Here is a 16,216-nt window from a genome sequence, read left to right on the forward strand (position 1 = left end):
CCTTCACGTGCCCGCGATTCGTGTCGCGGGGCTTTCCCTATCGCGCAAGGCGATTGTATCGTGCGTGGTTGCCGATGCGGCTCCATGCGTCTGCACGTCGGTGGCTCTGGTGGCGCAAAACGAAAAGAGAGTGCAAGGCGGACGAGTGGGGAAGCGTCTTGGCGGGCTTGTCGTGGCTTTCCTAAACGCAGAAAAGAAAGAAATTATCTTGTGGTATCTTTCTTTTTGACAAAGGCTTGGAAACATGATTTGCACACATGCGCTACGCAAGCGGACGGGGGGGGGTGCTACATGACGGAGTTTGCCGAAGAGAGGCGAGCAGCGATTCTCTCAATGCTTGAGAGGAGCTCGTCCGTGCAGGTGGCGGAGGTAGCAGACGCGCTGGGCGTGTCCCGTGTTACCGCGCGAGCAGACCTCGACGCCCTTGCGCGTGATGGCAAGCTGCGCCGTACGCATGGCGGTGCGGTGTCGCTCTCCCGTACGCTCACGGTGTCGATACAGGACCTGCGCGTCAACGTGAACGCCGAGGCCAAGCGCGCCATTGCGCGCGTGGCGGCAACGCTTGTGGAGCCGGGCCAAGCCGTGCTCGTGGACACGGGGACCACGGGCCTCGAGCTTGTGCGTGCCCTTGGCGAGAGAGGCGGGGTCACCATCGTGACCGCAGACCTCACCATTGCCGACTACGTTGACCGTTCGATGCCCTCGGCAGAGGTCGTGCTTCTGGGTGGGGCGCTTCGCAAGGGCCACCGCTACACCTCGGGTGCCGTGGCGGTCTCGGCGCTTTCCATGCTGCGACCCGACGTCGCCTTCGTGTGTCCTACGGCCTTTGCCCCTGGCCGAGGCTTCATGACCGGCTACGAGGGCATGGCCGAGCTCAAGCGGGCGTTTCTCGCATGCGCGGGCACAGCCTGTGTGCTCATGGATGCAAGCAAAGTGGGCGCTCGGGGCCTCTTCTTCTTTGGCGACGTTGGTGACGCCGACGTCATCGTGATGGAGAAGGACCCCGAGGGTACCGTTGCCAGCTGTCTTGAGGACGTGCCAACCCGGCTGTTCCTAGCCGGGGAGTAGGGCCGAGAACAACCTACAAGCCGAGCGCCCCTACGCCACGCGCTCCACGATAGTGCCGTCCATGAGTCCGCGGGCAACCTCCATGTCAAAGTGACCGGTCGAGGCAGACATGCAGTTGGCGCTTGCGCAGGCCATCGCGTAGCGCAGCTGCTCCGTGGGCCTCATTTTGCGAGCCATCGACACGGCAAACGCGCCAACCATGGTGTCACCTGCGCCCACGGGGTTTACGACCTCGATCTTGGGGGCAATGCCGCGGAAAGTCCCCTCCGCGCATGCCATCACAGCGCCGTCACCACCAAGAGACACCACCACCTGCGCAATGCCGCGCTTGCAAAGCTCGCGTGCGGCCGTGATGACCTCGTCCGTCGAGGAGACCTTGCGACCGAGTATCTGGCCGATCTCGTCGGTGTTGGGCTTCACCATAGTGGGGAGGGCGTCAATGCTTCCCTTGAGCGTGGCCCCCGAGGTATCAAGGATGCAGGGCTTGCCCAGCGAGCGCACTAGCTTGATGAGACGCGCGTAGGTGTCTGCGGGCAGGCCCCTGGGGAAGCTGCCGTTCATAGTTACCACGTCCGCGCGTGCGGCAAGCGAGGAGAGATGCCCCTCAAGGGACTCAAGCTCCCCTTCCGTGATTTCGCGGCCAGGCTCCAAGAACTCGGTGGAGAGCCCATCGGGCTCGAGCACGTTCACGCAGCAGCGCGTCTCGGTTGCAACCTCAACAAAGTCATGGGGAATTCCGTCACGGTCGAGAAGCCCACAGAGAAGCCGCCCATTGTTGCCGCCCACAAAGCCGGTCGCGAGAACCTCCTCGCCGCACGTGGCAACGGAGCGCGAAGCGTTGAGGCCCTTGCCGCCGGCGTTGTCGATGCACTCCGCTACGCGCATGACGGTGCCACGCTCGAGGGTGGAAGGGATGCGATAGGCCTTGTCGATAGAGGTGTTGAGCGTGACGGTGAGAATCACGGCGCTCCTCCCTGTGTTCTGGGGTGCGAACATAATACCAGTTCCTGAAAGACCATAGCGACCAATACAAGTCCGTCTGTTGGTGGCAATCACTTGATATACCAGAAATAGCATGAGAGTATGCGATAAATCTTGGGGTAAGACAAGCTGGTATTTGGATAAAGAGACCACTACCAGCAGAAATATCTGTGACCGATATGAATTTGCCCGTAAGCGGCATACAGGACAGAAAAATCAAAATTTCTCTGGACTAATTACGAAGGTCTTGTAAAGTGGCTTTAGTTGAAACGTGGTAATAACCAGTAACCGGAAAGCACGACGGATGTAACGAAGAGGTTCCTAAGCGGAACCGAAAGTCTTCTAGCCTGTATGGCGAGTTGAGGATTCCGTCAGAGGAGGACGTGCATGGTCGGATTTGTGCTCACTGGTCACGGAGATTTCGCCGTGGGGCTCGAGAGCTCCGTCAGAATGATTGCCGGGTCGCAGGAGGAGTTCGACATCGTCCCGTTCCACGAGGACGAGGCCGGCGAGTTCCCCCAAAAGCTCACAGGCACCATTGCGGCATCCGCTGAGCGCAATGGCGGCGTCATCGTCTTCTGCGACCTTATGGGCGGCACGCCGTTCAACCAGGCAATGATGAACACCCAGGCTGTTCCCGGTGTTGAGGTTGTCGCGGGCACCAACCTGCCTATGCTTCTCGAGGTTCTCACCACTCGCGTGCCCGACTCCACCACACAGGAGCTTGTCGACTGCGCCGTGGAGGCAGGCAAGGAGGGTGTTGCTCATATGGTTCTCTCGGTCGATGCGGACGAGGATGACTTCGAGGGCGAAGGCCTGTAATGGGCTTCTGGCAGAACGTGCTTGGCCCCTGTGCTGCTCATACCCATCGCCACCATGGGCGTTGCCTATGCGATTCAGGAGATGGCCGAGAAGTGAGTACGGTCTCCGGAATGCGTCGAACGTTTTAGGTCGTTGGCAGGGAAGCTCTCGCCCGCAAACTGCGGGAGGGCATGAGAAAGGGGAAGCAGGTATGGCTGAGCCCAACATTCTTCTTACCAGGATCGACAACCGTCTGATTCACGGTCAGGTGGTTACCCAGTGGACGAGCACCATCGGCGCCAACCTCCTGCTCGTTGCAAACGACGAGGTCGCCGCCAACCCCATGCGCCAGAAGCTTATGAACATGGCTGCTCCGCAGGATGTCGCTACGAGGTACTTCTCTATCCAGAAGACCATCGACGTCATCCACAAGGCGGCTCCGCGTCAGCACATCTTTATCATCGTCGAGACCCCCGAGGACGCCCTGCGTCTCGTCAAGGGCGGCGTGCCCATCAAGAAGCTCAACATTGGCAACATGCACATGTCTGAGGGCAAGCGCCAGGTTGCCACCTCCGTCGCAGTGAATGACGGGGACGTTGCGGCCTTCCGTGCACTGCAAGGTGCGGGCGTGGAGCTCTCGATCCAGCGCGTTCCGAGCACCCCTGTCGAGGCAACCTCGAAGCTCTTCTCGTAGCCTTCTCGTCTTTGCGGCAACCCATGTTTGGCCGTACGCACCCGTGAGGGATGGGTGCTGGCGATGGCTTTCTCTCTATCCGTTGCACGTGGTACAGGAACCATTGGAAAGGAGGAACAAGGATGGAATACAACGCACTCCAGGTGATCTTGGTCTTCATCGTCACGTTCATCGCGGCTATCGACCAGTTCAGCTTCCTCGAGTCTCTGTATCAGCCGATCGTCACCGGTGCGGTGATCGGCCTCATCCTTGGCGACGTGCAGACCGGCCTCATCGTCGGTGGCACGTACCAGCTCATGACGATTGGTAATATGCCAATCGGAGGTGCCCAGCCGCCCAACGCGGTTGTCGGTGGCATCATGGCAGCAATTCTGGCAATTACCCTCGACCTTGACCCGAATGCCGCTGTCGCTACTGCCATCCCGTTCTCCCTGCTCGGCCAGTACGGCGTGACCCTGATCTTCACGATCATGTCGCCCCTTATGTCCAAGTGCGACCAGTACGCCGCCGAGGCTAACCCCAAGGGCATCGAGCACATCAACTACCTCTCGATGTGCCTGCTCGGCCTCATCTTCGGCGTCGTCGTCACCCTGTTCTTCATCGGTGGCCAGGCCGTTGGCAAGACCGTCGTTGATGCCATCCCCGCATGGCTCAGCAAGGGCCTCTCCGCTGCCGGTGGCATGATGCGCTTCGTCGGCTTTGCCATCCTGCTCAAGTTCATGATGAACCGCGATATGTGGGGCTTCTACTTTATGGGCTTCGGCTTCGCCATCATCGTCTCTGGCATCTCTTCCTTGGCAACCCCTGCCCTGCTGATCCTGGCCCTCATCGGCTTCGGCATCGCCTACTGGGACTACCAGCAGAACACCGAGCTCAAGGGCTCCGTTGCAGTTGCTAACACCGATGGAGGTGAGGAAGATGGCATCTAACGAGGCTGAGACCGTTAATCGTTTCGAGGGCGCGACCCACTACCAGGACCTCACTCCTGCCCCTAACCTCGATCAGGCTACGCTCAACAAGATGGCCTGGCGCTCCTGCTTCCTGCAGGCGTCCTTCAACTATGAGCGCATGCAGTCCGCAGGTTGGCTCTACTCCATCCTCCCTGGTCTCGAGAAGATTCACACGGACAAGGAAGACCTTGCCCTCTCGATGACCCACAACATGGAGTTCTTCAACATCCACCCGTTCCTCGTCACCTTCGCCATGGGCATCATCCTGTCCATGGAGCAGAAGAAGGTTGACATCCCGACGATCCGCGCCGTCCGCGTCTCCCTCATGGGCCCGCTTGGTGGCATCGGCGACGCCATCTTCTGGATGACGCTCGTGCCAATCCTGGCCGGCATTACCTCGAACATGGCTATCGCGGGCAACATCTTTGGCCCCATCCTGTTCCTCGTCGCCTTCAACGTAATCCAGTTCGCCATCCGCTTTGGCCTCATGAACTGGTCCTACAAGATGGGCATGACGGCGCTCGACTCCCTCATGGAGCACATGCAGGCGTTCACCCGTGCCGCCTCCATCCTCGGCGTCTTCGTCGTTGGCTGCCTCACCGTCACCATGGGTAGCACCCAGATCAACGTCACCATCCCCAACGGCACCAGCCAGTCCTATGTTGCCCACACCACGACCGTCCCCACCAGTGACGTGAGCAAGTTCGAGGTCATCTCCACCGACACCGATGGCACCGTGCTCTCTGGCATGGTCTCGGCTGACGGTGCGCCTCTCGCCACCACCGACGCCGACGGCAACGCCGTGACCGCTGGCGCGACCGACCTTGGCAATGGCATGAGCGAGGTCACCTACATGATGACTGTGACCACCCCGGTCACCATCGACATCGCAAGCATCCTCAACAGCATCTGCCCCAAGCTTGTCCCGCTCGCGCTCGTCATGCTCCTGTACTACCTGTTCTCCAAGAAGAACTTCACCCCCATCAAGGGTATCGTTCTCGTGCTCGCCATCGGCATCGTTGGTGCTGGATTTGGCATTTGGCCCAGCATCTGGGGCTAGGTTCTAAGACTGCCGCGTTCCCGGGGCGGCCCGCCGCCCCGGGCGTGCTTCTTCAAAGATGCACGTGCGGCATAATGGTTGGTGCGGGTGCGCTTGCGCGTGCTCGCGCCTTTTTGGGACGGTGAGCCATGAACCCCATTTCGAGGAAGCAGCCTCTCTACGACCAGCTCGTCGACCTTCTCCACGAGAAGATCGAGAACGAGATGGGTCCCGGTGACTTGCTTCCCTCCGAGCGTGAGCTCTGCGAGACGTATGGTCTTTCCCGCACGACTGTGCGACTGGCCTTGGCGGAGCTTGAGCAGCAGGGACTTGTGACAAGGCAGCACGGCAGAGGCACGTTTGTCGCCAACACCACGCGCGAGGCAACGAACCTTATGAGCACCTACAGCTTCACGGAGCAAATGAGGAGCCTGGGAAGGGTTCCTCAGACGGTGGTTCTGGAGTTCGACACGCGAGAGGCGCCAAAGCACATTGCCGCATGCCTTGGGCTTCGCATAGGAGACCCGGTCATTCGCATGAAGCGGCTGCGGCTTGCAGACGGTACGCCTATGATGGTCGAGCGAACCTACCTGCCGGCCTCTGAGTTCATTGGCCTATCTCGCGAGGATGTGGAACGCCAGCCGCTCTATGACATTGTCGAGAAGGTCTACCACGAGACCATACGCGTCGCAGACGAGGAGTTCTGCGCCAGCGTTGTCCATATGGATGACGCCGAGCTGCTAGGCATCCCCGAATCCGCTCCGGTTCTTAAGCTCTACCGCACCACCTATAACGTCAAGAACACGGTCATCGAGTACACGCGCAGCGTGGCACGCGCTGACCAGTTCAAGTACAAGGTCTCACACTATCGGGGCTAGGGAAGGCCCCCGGGAGGAGAAGGCATGTTCGAGAAGGACGAGGCCACGCTCGAGTCCATGGGCGCTCGGATCACCACGGATGAGATTCGCCGGCAGCCCGACCTGTGGGAGGATACCCTCAAGATCTACGAGGACAACCTCGCCGCCATCAATGCATTTCTCGCTAGGGCCCGCGAGCTGGGCGGCTCTCGTTGTACTCGCGTGATTTTCTGCGGTGCTGGCACCTCGGCCTACGTGAGCGACACGCTCGTTCCGTATCTGTGCCATGCTGGTGATAGCGATGCGTTCGAGTTTGCCCCGGTTGCCACAACAGATGTCGTATGCGCGCCGCTCGACTACGTTCACCCTGAAGACCCCACCGTCATGGTTTCATTTGCGCGCAGTGGCAACAGCCCCGAGAGCATGGCTGCCTATGAGCGTGTCGGACAGGTTGCCAAGGACCTTCTCTACCTCAACGTGACCTGCGCCCCCGAGGGCAAGCTTGCTCGGGAGTCCAAGGACGACGACCGCGCTCTCACGCTGCTCATTCCGCGCGCAAACGACAAGGGCTTCGCCATGACGGGCAGCTACTCCTGCATGCTGCTCCTCTCTGCCCTGGTTTTTGACCGGGCACCCCTCGAGGAGAAGCGCGCTTGGGTCGCGCGTGCGGCCAAGATGGGCCGAGAGGTCGTCTCTCGTGAGTCAGAGATCGAGGCTTGGGTTGGTCGCGACTTTGACCGTGTCACTTATCTGGGCTCCGCCTCCCTCTCCGGCCTCGCGCGCGAGGGCCAGCTGAAGATCCTTGAGCTCTGCGCCGGTCGTATCGCCACCTCGTTTGACTCCTCGATGGGCTATCGTCATGGGCCGAAGTCCTTCGTCAACCCCAAGACGCTCGTATTTGACTTCGTGAGCAACGACCCCTACACCCGTCAGTACGACCTCGACATCTTGAACGAGATCAAGGGTGACGGCATCGCGCTGGCCACCGTTGGCATTCAGCAGCGTACCGGCAGCGATTTTGAGGGTGAGGCCTTCTCGTTCGATGGCGACGAGCTTCTCCCCGAAGCGTACCTTGCTCTCCCGTTCGTGATGTTCGCCCAGACGGTCGCAATCAATGCCTCCGTCAAGGTTGGCAACACCCCCGACACCCCCTCGCCTACCGGCACCGTGAACCGCGTGGTCAAGGGCGTGACGATTCATCCGTTTAGCCTGTAGTTTGTTGTTGCGAGCGTTTGGCGTGGGACTCCAAGGGTATACCTTGGTTGACTTTAAACCTCGTCGGACGCCCCGCCCCTCTATGCAAGGTAAGGGCGTCTTGAAAGGAACGACAATGGCAACGTATGCGGTCCACGCCGCGCACTTCGTCCTTCCCGGAAGGCTCGCCGGCGAGGGCTACCTCATGGTGGAAGACGGCAAGTTTGGTACCTTTGCCACCGAGAAGCCCGATTGCGAGGTCGTCGAGCATGCCGGTTCCTACGTTGGCGCAGGCCTGGTTGATACCCACATCCACGGGTTCCACAACCATGCAACCACCGACATTGACCCGTCGGGCATCAACGACGCAAGCGTTGCGCTTGCCCGACGTGGCACCACCTCCTGGCTGCCCACAACCTTTACCGATTCCATTGAGAGCATCGGCGAGCAGTGCGAGGCCATCGCAGATGCCGTCGATGCGCGCGACGAGGGGTTTGTTGGCGCTCGCATTCCGGGCATCTTCCTCGAGGGCCCCTTCTTCACCGAGAAGCACAAGGGCGCCCAGAACCCCAAGTATCTCGTGCCTCCTTCGTACGAGGCGTTTGAGGGCTGGCAGAAGAAGGCTCGTGGCCTCATCCGGAAGAGTGCGCTTGCTCCGGAGTACCCCGAGTCCATCGACTACATCGAGCGCGTGACCTCCGAGGGCGTTGTTGCGGCCATCGGCCACACCGATGCCACCTACGAGCAGTCGATGGCGGCCGTGGATGCTGGCGCGACGGTCTTCGTGCACACCTACAACGGCATGCGTGGCCTCCACCAGCGCGAGCCTGGCGTGCTTGGCTGCGCCATGACTACCGACTCCACCTATGCCGAGCTCATCGTCGACGGCCACCACGTGCAGCCCGCTGCCTGCGCTGCCCTTATCCGTGCCAAGGGCTGGAACCACGTCGTGCTCATCACAGACTGCCTCGCCTGTGGCGGCATGCCCGAGGGCGAGTACATGAGTGGCGGCCTGCCCGTTGTCATGAAGGACGGCCTCTGCTACCTGGCCGATATGAGCAGCATCGCTGGCTCTGTCCTCTCACTGGCCCGCGGCGTGAAGAACGTTGTTGATTGGGGCATTGTCCCGCCCGAGCAGGCCATCCGCATGGGCAGCGAGGTCGCTGCGCGCTCGGCTGGCGTGGATGGCGTCTGCGGCAGCATGCTGCCCGGGCGCAATGCGGACTTCAACGTCTATGCAGCGGATATGACGCTCCAGGCAACCTACGTCGGCGGCAAGCTGGTGCCGATGGAGTAGGGACGGGGCACTTCTGTTTCTTCGCGAAAGCATAGGCTCCGGCGTCAAATTGGTGCCGGAGCCTTTCTTCTCGACGTAGTGGCTGCAGATTTGGCTACAGGCAGACGAGAAGAGCGTCCCCTGGTGCCGACCGAACCAGGGGACGCCTCATGCGCGCTGCCGGAGTTCCTACTGCGCCTGTACGTCCGCCTCGAGAAGGCGTTGCATCACACGCGCCTGGACCTCGATGTAGTAGGCGTCATCTGCGGCGTTGAGCGTGCTCTCGTCAATTGCAGACATGCGCTTAGCCCAGTCTGCCTCCTGCTGTATGAGGTCGGTGTAGTCCGCAAACATATTCGCCTGGTCGGCGGCATTCGCATTTCTATAGGTGACCATGAAGTCGCAGTACTTGTTCATGAGCTCTTCGTAGGAGTCCATCATCTCCTTGAACTCCGGCGTCACGAGGGATGCGTCGGTCGTCGTAGAGGAGTCGGTGGGAGTGGCGCTAGAGCTGGAGCTCGTAGCGGTGTCACTGCCCGTAGAGCTTGCATCAGAGACGTCAACTCTGATGGAGATGACGTTGGCGCCCTTGTAGTCGATGCGGAGCTTGGCACCGTCTGCGTTACTCGCCTGGAAGTGGGCGTTGCCGCCACTGTAGTCCACGTCAAAGCCGGCTTTCTTGCACTGTGCGACATAGGCCGAGAAGGCATCCTTGTCCACGCCCCCAACGTTCACCGCGTAGACGTTGGGGGAGTCCTGCACGATCGAGCCCTGCGTGGACGGGGGAGCGGGAACCAGCGATCCCGGACCGCTGGTGGGCCAGGTGATGGTGTTCATTTCGTTTGGCGCTTCTATGCCGACGGAGAGCTCCTCCTTACTTTCGTAATAGGAGAGCCTGAGCTTGTAGCCCCCCTCGTTGAAGGCAGTATAGGCGCTCGTCGCCATGTTCGACTCGACCGTGAAGCCCTTCTCCTTGCAGGCATCCACGTAGCTCGAGTAATCACTGCTCGAGTACTTGGCGAGTGTCGCGGAAAATACGTTATCAGTATTGGTGTCGATATTGAAGTCGTCTGTGCCGGGCTCGGGAAGCATGGCCGCGAGCCCGCTCGTGGGCCAGCCCGCCTTTGAGTTCTTGGTGTCGCCCGACTGGCCCTTGCAGCTTGAGGCCATAAAGATTGCAACCAGTGCGACAATCGCGACCAGGATGACCTTACCCTTGTCACCCTTCTTGCCCTTGGGCACCCCTTCGCCGGACGATGCCCCAGAACCGCCTGTGCTATCGGCCTTCTCCCATTCCATGGACGCCCCTTTCTCATGCCTGAACTTGGGTTTATTGGGTTACGTTCCTGCTGAGTCAACTCTAAGAAGAGACGTTGGCCATTTCCTCAGTTGCCAACTGAATTCCACCACCAGTTTTCGGCTGGCAACTGAGGAAATTCTCAGGTGCTTCCTAAGATGGACCTTGTCGGTGCCTCGGCTCACCCCCGGGGCAAGCGCTTGCCCCGGGGGTGAGCATGAAGTCTTGCAATCTTGAGCAGGGAGAGCTCGTCGTTCTCCAGTGCGGCGTCGTTAGTCCCGTGAGCGCTGGGGCATGGACCGCCTTGACGCTCACCAACAAGCACCTAATACTCGTGTTGACGGTGCCTGACGGAAGCTTTAGGGCCTCGTGCTTTCCCAAACGGTTCCCCCTCGAGCAGGTGCTCGATGACGTGGGGGTGCCATGCACCATCGTGACCAAGGTCAATGGCAGATACGTCTTCAATGCCGCCTTTGCAGGCGAAGCTATTTCGCTGGCGTCTCCGGCAGATCTGCCGGAGACGCCAGGCGATGGAGCCATGTCGTCTCGAGTGCCGCAGTGGGCGACCTGGATGGCATTGGTTCGGCCAGCGTGGTAGGTGATGCGCTGGGAGATCTGCTCGATTTGACGAGCACGCGCTCGTGGCGCTGGGTGTACGGAGAAACTCGCAGAACGGGCGCGGCAACAACACGGGGCTGAGGACACCCTCTCGAACGGTTCGATGATTTATGTGCTCGAGAATATGGTGGCACCCCCGCTCAAGGAGGAGTTCGGCGCGAAGAAGCGTCAGACCCTGGGTCTGTAGGAGTGAGGCCGGGCTTTCCGGCCAAGGCGCGTCGGTCGTGCGTGATCCCTACCAAGGCAGTGCGTGAACCTCGCAGGTGGCAAAGTCGACGCGCTCGAATATGTGCACGTCGAACGGCATGCTCGAGCCCTCCTTGGGATGTGAGCTCAGGAAGCTGACGCCCCCGCCCACGATGTTCCCAGAGGCGTCGCGCAGGATGGCGGTGAGGCACACGCCGTAGTTGGGACTCAACGCGAACGACGAGCCATCCTTGTCGAGCGTCACGGTGCCCGAGACGGTGATGCCACCAAGGCCGTCGGCCCTAGCGGAGATATTCGCGGTCGAGAGCGAGGGTGGGGTATCGTTGGTCAGCGTGTCGGCGGTAGGGCTATTCGGCGTGAACTCTACGCGTGCGGGTGCCGTTGAGCCGTCGAGAGCAGTGCTCTGGTATGCCGTGTCGCCTGGAGCAAGGACCAAGAGGAACTGCTCGTCAGAAAAGAGGACGCTGCCATCGCCTGCATAGCCGGTAATGGTCACGCTAGGAAAGACGACCGTGCTCTTGGAGTTGTTGGTGAGCGAGAACTCGGCATACACGCTGCCGTTGCTCACCGACCAGTGCGACTCGCCAACGGAGAGGGCGTCCACAGTGGTCTGTGCGTCCTTTTTGTCCTGCGGCGTAGCGACAGAGGTCGCACCACCGCTTGAAGTGATGTTACTGGTTGCCTTAGTGCTAGCGGTCTCGCTCTGTGCGAGGTATTGAATGGCGAGAAGCACGATTACCACAGTACTAGCAGTGATGGCACAGACAAGGGCTATCGTGCGGGCGCGATGCGACCCATGCGATATGTGTGTGCCCGCGGATGCGTGTGGGTCGGGTCCGGCGACAGCGGTGTATTTCTCTCTAGGCTCGTTTTGTAGCGCCCGCTCGAGCTCGGCTGCGCTCTGGTAGCGTGCGCTTGGCTCGAACTCCGTTGCTTTGAGAACAACCGCCCGCAGGCCAGCGGATACGTCCGGAGAGGCAAGCGCCTGCTCGTAGCCCTCCTTGTCTTCGGGGTGAACGCCTGTGAGGAGGTAGCCCAAGAGTCGGCCTATGGAGTACACGTCCGATCGAGCGTCGGTCTTGGCAAAGCCGTACTGTTCGGGGGCAGCAAAGCCCCAGGTACCAAGTTGGTCGTCGCTGCCCTTGGCGTCCTCGGAGCTTAGCCTGGCAATGCCGAAGTCGATAAGGTGTGCACCGTCAGCAGCAACCACCACGTTCGAGGGGGTAATATCGCGGTGCACGATGTCATGGGCGTGGAGCTTTGAGGCCGCCTGACAGACCTCGCCAACCAGCCGCTGGGTCTTGGCGGAATCGAGCTTGCCGCGACTCTCGACGAGCTGCTCCACGGTCTCTCCCGGCACGTAGTCGTAGACGACAATGAACTCGTCGGGCATCTCATACGTCGCCTCGATATGGGGGAGCCGCGCACAGTCTATCTCGGGGAGCGCAGCCCAGACGCCCCGGCGGGCGCGTGTAGCAGGAATGCGTTTGCGCACGAAGGGGCCCGTCCCGTCCAGGGTGACGAGGTCGGTGATGCCTTCCTGCCCACGCGCGAGAACATGCTCCACATGGTAGGAGTCATCAACGCTCATTGCATGCATTGCCTGGTCGTTATTCAAGCCCCTGGTCCCGTCTCACACGTCGGCACGACTGCCGGCTTGCAGGTGAGGACCGGCTTTCATCCATGATATTCAACTCGGGAGGGGCACTCCTCAGTTGACAACTGAAAAATCACTGAGCAGACGAGGGCGACCGCCTGATCACATGGCCGCCTACCTGCCCGGCGCGCAGCCGGCGGGTGTGGAAGAGGGTCTGCTCGCCCAAGTCCCAGAGCTTGTCGTCGGTGGCGGAGCGATCAAAGCTGTGATTGATACACCAGATGATAATAGCATCCCGGCGCACCTTGGGCCACAGCTCCGAGACGCCCGACAGGCGTAGGAGCCGCTGCGTCTCGCGGAGCGAGCATCGCATTCCCAGGGCGAGCATGATGGAGTGGTCTCTGCCAGGGCGACTCTTGCCGGCAAAGATGTCGTAGACAACGGTGCCATTGAGGCCAGAGGCACGCGCAACCTCTGCGCGCTTCATGCCCCTCTCGTCCAGAAGCTCGCGCAGGTACTGGGGAAGGTTACGGTTTACGGTGGAGCCCGGCTCGTCGAGGTAGGATTCCACGTCGGGCACTGCTAGGAGGCGCATGAGAAGGTCCTCCGTCAGGCGTTCCTTTTTAGGCATGTGGCTCCTTACGTCTGTGTGAGAAGCTGCGCGGCTTGCGGCTGAGGCAATCGTACGCCTCTTGGGTTCTCCCTTGAGGGCGGACGGAAAAGCGAGTGCGCTTTTGACATGCGTCAGTCCCGGATGAGGCCACTGGTCCTCGTGCCCCACCCCCACAGCTGCGGAGAGTATCGTCATCTCTTAAAACTGGTTCCGATGACCCGCGAAAATGTGCCCGTCGTTTAGGAACTGGCGATGTTCTCCGAAGAAGAGAGAGACGTGTGACATGTCGGGAGCCGAGGCGGGTGCCGCCTGTCGACGTTACTCCAGCGCCTACGGCAGGAGATGCCCCTCCCTCCATATGCTGCATTTGTCGTAGCACGCTTCTGGTAGCGAAGATACTACGATAGACGTAGCGTCACGCGGGAAAGTGGCTCGTGCCAGACAAGATAAGCAGCGACTTCATTCGAGGCTACATCGATTCCATGGTCCTCTTCGTGCTTCTGCGGAGACCATCCTACGGTTACGAGATCTCGAGGTGTATCTGCCTGATCTCGGGTGGCTCTACACGGTTAAGGAGACCACGCTCTACTCGGCGTTCGTGCACCTGGAGAGGGGCGGTCTCGTCGAGGAGATCTCACAGGCTGCGGAGAACGGCAAGCGATGCACCTACTATCGCGTAACCCCTGCGAGAATTGACCGCTACCAGGTGCGATGCAGAGAGTGGAGGCTTACCGAGGATGTCGTTGGTCGCTTTATGGAAGGGTACGGTGCGTGATGGATGACATCAGGAACTGCCTCGAGTGTCAGTGTTCTCGCAGCTCCCCCAGACGCTTGAAGCGTGCCGTGCGAAGGATGAGCTTGCCAGACGATGGAAGACAGGTGCGTGGAGCTTCTCTCCTAGGACATGTCTGAGAAGGACGCGGCCACTGCGACCATAGCCGAGTTTGGTAAACCCGATGGGATGCTCGGATCTCTTGGCGTAAAGCCGCAGCCCACGCACAGGCGGCATTTGGGGCGCATCGTGGTTATGGTTTTCGGTGTCATCGTAGTGTGCTGCGTGTGCTGGGCGGTCTTTTGGAGCCGCGCGGAAGCGGATTTGCACGTAGGGAGCGTTGATGCAACCGTCACCGAGGACTTCTCGTCCGTGGACGTGAGTGCAGCTTGCTCGGACGTGGTGCTCAAGAGAGGGTGCGGTCAGGGTTAGCTACACCGGTGCCGAAGATACTCCGTTTGAGTACGAAGTGTGCGACGGCGTCCTCCACGTGTCGCAGAAGCAGACAAGCAGCGACGGCATCACCATCACCGTTATGGCTCCCACTGGAATCGAGCTTGCGTCTATAGACGCCTCCTCCCAGATGAACGATGTCAACCTCCAAGGAGTGAGCTCTGCTCGTACGAGCGTCTCCTCCCAGATGGACGACGTCGACGTGAACGATATTGACCTCTCCAACGCGACGCTCGAGCTTTCCGTCGAGATGGGGGAGGCCGCACTTGGCGGAGACGAGGTTCAGTCGGGTACAGTGGCGAGGGGCACTGGCGAGAAGGTCATTGAGGCCAGTGCTGAGATGGGAGACGTGACCGTAACCGCCTTGTAGCACAGGCGGGCAGAGACGGGAGAAGAAATGCCGAGAAACACCAAGCTCATCCTTTGCGACATTGACAACACCATCCTCCCGCACGGGCAGGGCCGTGTCTCACAGCGCACCATCGACGCATTCCATGCGGCGCTCGCGGCGGGCATCCACGTTGGCCCCGCAAGCGGTCGCGGCGTCGATTGGATTCCGCCGTTCTTCGGGGGCGACGGGGCGTGCTGCGCCACCTGCCTCGCGACCAATGGCCTGCAGGTCTATCTCGACGGCAAGCTTGTCCACGAGCAGCTGCAGCCCCATGACGCGCTGGTGCGCCTGGCTGAGATTCTCGCCGATACGCCGCGTGCGGGGCTTCTCTGCTTTGATGATGCTACGCCGCTGTTGGTGGCGGGAAGCCGAGAAGACCTTGAGGGTCCGTTTCCCGCATATGCCGAGAGGTGCGTGCCGGTCGATGCGGTGCCGGCCAAGGTGGTCAAGGCCAACGTGTTTGTCGACACGGACGAGACGGGCACGCGCGAGCTAATCGCGAGGCTCTCGCGCGAGGTGCCCGAGCTCGACTTTGACTATGCGCTGCTGGGATACTCCAACGTGATGCCGCGCGGCTACAACAAGGGGTCCGGCGCGCGCATGCTGTGCGACCTTCTCGGCATTGGGGCAGACGAGGCCGTCGCCTTTGGCGATGGGGGCAACGACCTGCCGCTTTTCTCGGCGGTGCCCAACTCTGTGGCCGTAGCGAACGCGCAGCCCGAGGCAGCCGCCGCCGCGCGCTGGCACATCGGGCGCTGCGACGAGGATGCCGTGGCCAAGGCGATAGAGGCCCTGGCGGCGGGGGAGTGGCCCTTCTCGGCGTAGCGGTTCGGGGGCGGGATGGCGCTGCGGGACCGTCTCGCGGGCTGGCTGGGACGTTGCCCTTGCCGCGAGGGTTGTAGGCGCGGTGCCAGGGCGCGGGAGAAGGCCAACTGGCGAGAAGGGCTCACGCACGATGGGGCTTTTCTGCCGGTCTTGCCATGCCGAGGGGTCCCACTGGCAGAGAAGTGACATCCTGCGTACGCTCAACCCTGCATTTCTGCCAATTCCACCCCTTGGGAGCCCCGCGCTGGCAGAAAAGCGATGACGTGCGTACGCACCACCCCAATCCGCTGCCAGGTCCCTCTAGCCCAACTGGGGAAACGTCGTAGCCCTGGCAGAAATCCCCGGTGGTGCGTACGCAGGACTGAGAATTTCTGCCCAGTTCCTCTCGGCGGTCAAAAGAGAGCTCTCGTGCGTACGCTCAACCACACATTTCTGCTCGACAGCTCCTTCCCGGATTTGCCGCTGGCAAAAAACGCGCTCGTGCATACGCACAAGTCCGTCTTGCTGCCACAGTTTCGGCCCACCTCCGTCTCTGCGCTGTTGCCGATGGGCGACAGGTGCCGCCTCCTGCGCCTGCTCCGCG

General features: G+C 60.9%; 17 protein-coding genes. 13 read left to right on the top strand and 4 right to left on the bottom strand.

Going from position 1 to position 16,216, the window contains the following annotated elements:
- Nucleotides 1–291: 291 nt before the first annotated feature.
- Nucleotides 292–1,068 (top strand): DeoR/GlpR family DNA-binding transcription regulator, encoded by a 777-nt coding sequence (locus E0E00_RS12665; protein WP_130812906.1) that lies wholly within the window; start codon nucleotides 292–294, stop codon nucleotides 1,066–1,068.
- A gap of 30 nt (nucleotides 1,069–1,098) precedes the next feature.
- Here the strand turns inward: E0E00_RS12665 and E0E00_RS12670 are convergent, their stop codons facing one another.
- Complete coding sequence (locus E0E00_RS12670; protein ID WP_130812907.1) at nucleotides 1,099–2,031, bottom strand: 1-phosphofructokinase family hexose kinase; 933 nt, start codon at nucleotides 2,029–2,031, stop codon at nucleotides 1,099–1,101.
- Nucleotides 2,032–2,436: 405 nt separating this feature from the next.
- On the opposite strand from E0E00_RS12670, the gene E0E00_RS12675 reads away from it, so the two are divergent.
- From E0E00_RS12675 to nagA, 7 genes are all read left to right on the top strand, one after another.
- Complete coding sequence (locus E0E00_RS12675) at nucleotides 2,437–2,871, top strand: PTS sugar transporter subunit IIA (RefSeq protein ID WP_130812908.1); 435 nt, start codon at nucleotides 2,437–2,439, stop codon at nucleotides 2,869–2,871.
- Between the two features lie 190 nt (nucleotides 2,872–3,061).
- Nucleotides 3,062–3,544, top strand: coding sequence for a PTS galactosamine transporter subunit IIB (gene agaB / locus E0E00_RS12680; protein ID WP_130812909.1), 483 nt, complete (start codon nucleotides 3,062–3,064; stop codon nucleotides 3,542–3,544).
- A gap of 122 nt (nucleotides 3,545–3,666) precedes the next feature.
- Nucleotides 3,667–4,473 (top strand): PTS sugar transporter subunit IIC, encoded by an 807-nt coding sequence (locus E0E00_RS12685; protein WP_130812910.1) that lies wholly within the window; start codon nucleotides 3,667–3,669, stop codon nucleotides 4,471–4,473.
- Nucleotides 4,463–5,554: a PTS system mannose/fructose/sorbose family transporter subunit IID gene (locus E0E00_RS12690; RefSeq protein ID WP_130812911.1), complete on the top strand. Its 1,092-nt coding sequence runs from the start codon at nucleotides 4,463–4,465 to the stop codon at nucleotides 5,552–5,554. Before E0E00_RS12685 ends, E0E00_RS12690 begins: the two co-directional genes overlap by 11 nt.
- Before the next feature lie 128 nt (nucleotides 5,555–5,682).
- Nucleotides 5,683–6,411, top strand: coding sequence for a GntR family transcriptional regulator (locus E0E00_RS12695; protein WP_130812912.1), 729 nt, complete (start codon nucleotides 5,683–5,685; stop codon nucleotides 6,409–6,411).
- Between the two features lie 24 nt (nucleotides 6,412–6,435).
- Nucleotides 6,436–7,605 (top strand): SIS domain-containing protein, encoded by a 1,170-nt coding sequence (locus E0E00_RS12700; protein ID WP_130812913.1) that lies wholly within the window; start codon nucleotides 6,436–6,438, stop codon nucleotides 7,603–7,605.
- A 115-nt stretch (nucleotides 7,606–7,720) separates the two neighbouring features.
- A complete protein-coding gene (gene nagA, locus E0E00_RS12705; RefSeq protein ID WP_130812914.1) occupies nucleotides 7,721–8,881 on the top strand; it encodes an N-acetylglucosamine-6-phosphate deacetylase in 1,161 nt (386 codons plus the stop codon).
- A 168-nt stretch (nucleotides 8,882–9,049) separates the two neighbouring features.
- On the opposite strand, the gene E0E00_RS12710 is transcribed toward nagA, so the two are convergent.
- Nucleotides 9,050–10,159, bottom strand: coding sequence for a DUF6591 domain-containing protein (locus E0E00_RS12710; RefSeq protein ID WP_130812915.1), 1,110 nt, complete (start codon nucleotides 10,157–10,159; stop codon nucleotides 9,050–9,052).
- Nucleotides 10,160–10,374: 215 nt separating this feature from the next.
- Between E0E00_RS12710 and E0E00_RS12715 the strand changes: the two genes are divergently transcribed.
- The gene (locus tag E0E00_RS12715; RefSeq protein ID WP_130812916.1) at nucleotides 10,375–10,755 is read left to right on the top strand and encodes a hypothetical protein; all 381 of its coding nucleotides are present in this window, start codon (nucleotides 10,375–10,377) and stop codon (nucleotides 10,753–10,755) included.
- A 255-nt stretch (nucleotides 10,756–11,010) separates the two neighbouring features.
- Here the strand turns inward: E0E00_RS12715 and E0E00_RS12720 are convergent, their stop codons facing one another.
- Both E0E00_RS12720 and E0E00_RS12725 read right to left on the bottom strand, forming a co-directional pair.
- The gene (locus E0E00_RS12720) at nucleotides 11,011–12,573 is read right to left on the bottom strand and encodes a serine/threonine-protein kinase (protein WP_165443700.1); all 1,563 of its coding nucleotides are present in this window, start codon (nucleotides 12,571–12,573) and stop codon (nucleotides 11,011–11,013) included.
- A gap of 139 nt (nucleotides 12,574–12,712) precedes the next feature.
- Nucleotides 12,713–13,210 carry a helix-turn-helix domain-containing protein gene (locus E0E00_RS12725; protein ID WP_130812918.1) on the bottom strand — a complete coding sequence of 166 codons (498 nt, stop codon included), beginning with the start codon at nucleotides 13,208–13,210 and terminating at the stop codon, nucleotides 12,713–12,715.
- A gap of 517 nt (nucleotides 13,211–13,727) precedes the next feature.
- On the opposite strand from E0E00_RS12725, the gene E0E00_RS12730 reads away from it, so the two are divergent.
- The 4 genes from E0E00_RS12730 (at nucleotide 13,728) to E0E00_RS12745 (ending at nucleotide 15,633) form a co-directional block, all read left to right on the top strand.
- Nucleotides 13,728–13,967: a PadR family transcriptional regulator gene (locus E0E00_RS12730; protein ID WP_207302763.1), complete on the top strand. Its 240-nt coding sequence runs from the start codon at nucleotides 13,728–13,730 to the stop codon at nucleotides 13,965–13,967.
- Between the two features lie 129 nt (nucleotides 13,968–14,096).
- Complete coding sequence (locus E0E00_RS12735; protein ID WP_130812919.1) at nucleotides 14,097–14,396, top strand: hypothetical protein; 300 nt, start codon at nucleotides 14,097–14,099, stop codon at nucleotides 14,394–14,396.
- A 58-nt stretch (nucleotides 14,397–14,454) separates the two neighbouring features.
- A complete protein-coding gene (locus E0E00_RS12740; RefSeq protein WP_130812920.1) occupies nucleotides 14,455–14,787 on the top strand; it encodes a hypothetical protein in 333 nt (110 codons plus the stop codon).
- 27 nt (nucleotides 14,788–14,814) lie between these two features.
- A complete protein-coding gene (locus E0E00_RS12745; protein WP_130812921.1) occupies nucleotides 14,815–15,633 on the top strand; it encodes an HAD family hydrolase in 819 nt (272 codons plus the stop codon).
- Nucleotides 15,634–16,216 lie beyond the last annotated feature (583 nt).

Origin of the sequence: Olsenella sp. Marseille-P4559 (assembly GCF_900605015.1) — a bacterium.
Lineage (GTDB): Bacteria > Actinomycetota > Coriobacteriia > Coriobacteriales > Atopobiaceae > Tractidigestivibacter.

Bases quoted from the DNA above. Each gene is read 5' to 3' on its own strand.
- E0E00_RS12745 (WP_130812921.1), top strand. From the start codon at position 14,815: ATGCCGAGAAACACCAAGCTCATCCTTTGCGACATTGACAACACCATC.
- E0E00_RS12690 (WP_130812911.1), top strand. From the start codon at position 4,463: ATGGCATCTAACGAGGCTGAGACCGTTAATCGTTTCGAGGGCGCGACC.
- E0E00_RS12695 (WP_130812912.1), top strand. From the start codon at position 5,683: ATGAACCCCATTTCGAGGAAGCAGCCTCTCTACGACCAGCTCGTCGAC.
- E0E00_RS12720 (WP_165443700.1), bottom strand. From the start codon at position 12,573: ATGAGCGTTGATGACTCCTACCATGTGGAGCATGTTCTCGCGCGTGGG.
- E0E00_RS12735 (WP_130812919.1), top strand. From the start codon at position 14,097: ATGTCTGAGAAGGACGCGGCCACTGCGACCATAGCCGAGTTTGGTAAA.
- E0E00_RS12710 (WP_130812915.1), bottom strand. From the start codon at position 10,159: ATGGAATGGGAGAAGGCCGATAGCACAGGCGGTTCTGGGGCATCGTCC.
- E0E00_RS12665 (WP_130812906.1), top strand. From the start codon at position 292: ATGACGGAGTTTGCCGAAGAGAGGCGAGCAGCGATTCTCTCAATGCTT.
- E0E00_RS12685 (WP_130812910.1), top strand. From the start codon at position 3,667: ATGGAATACAACGCACTCCAGGTGATCTTGGTCTTCATCGTCACGTTC.
- E0E00_RS12700 (WP_130812913.1), top strand. From the start codon at position 6,436: ATGTTCGAGAAGGACGAGGCCACGCTCGAGTCCATGGGCGCTCGGATC.
- E0E00_RS12725 (WP_130812918.1), bottom strand. From the start codon at position 13,210: ATGCCTAAAAAGGAACGCCTGACGGAGGACCTTCTCATGCGCCTCCTA.
- E0E00_RS12715 (WP_130812916.1), top strand. From the start codon at position 10,375: ATGAAGTCTTGCAATCTTGAGCAGGGAGAGCTCGTCGTTCTCCAGTGC.
- E0E00_RS12675 (WP_130812908.1), top strand. From the start codon at position 2,437: ATGGTCGGATTTGTGCTCACTGGTCACGGAGATTTCGCCGTGGGGCTC.
- nagA (WP_130812914.1), top strand. From the start codon at position 7,721: ATGGCAACGTATGCGGTCCACGCCGCGCACTTCGTCCTTCCCGGAAGG.
- agaB (WP_130812909.1), top strand. From the start codon at position 3,062: ATGGCTGAGCCCAACATTCTTCTTACCAGGATCGACAACCGTCTGATT.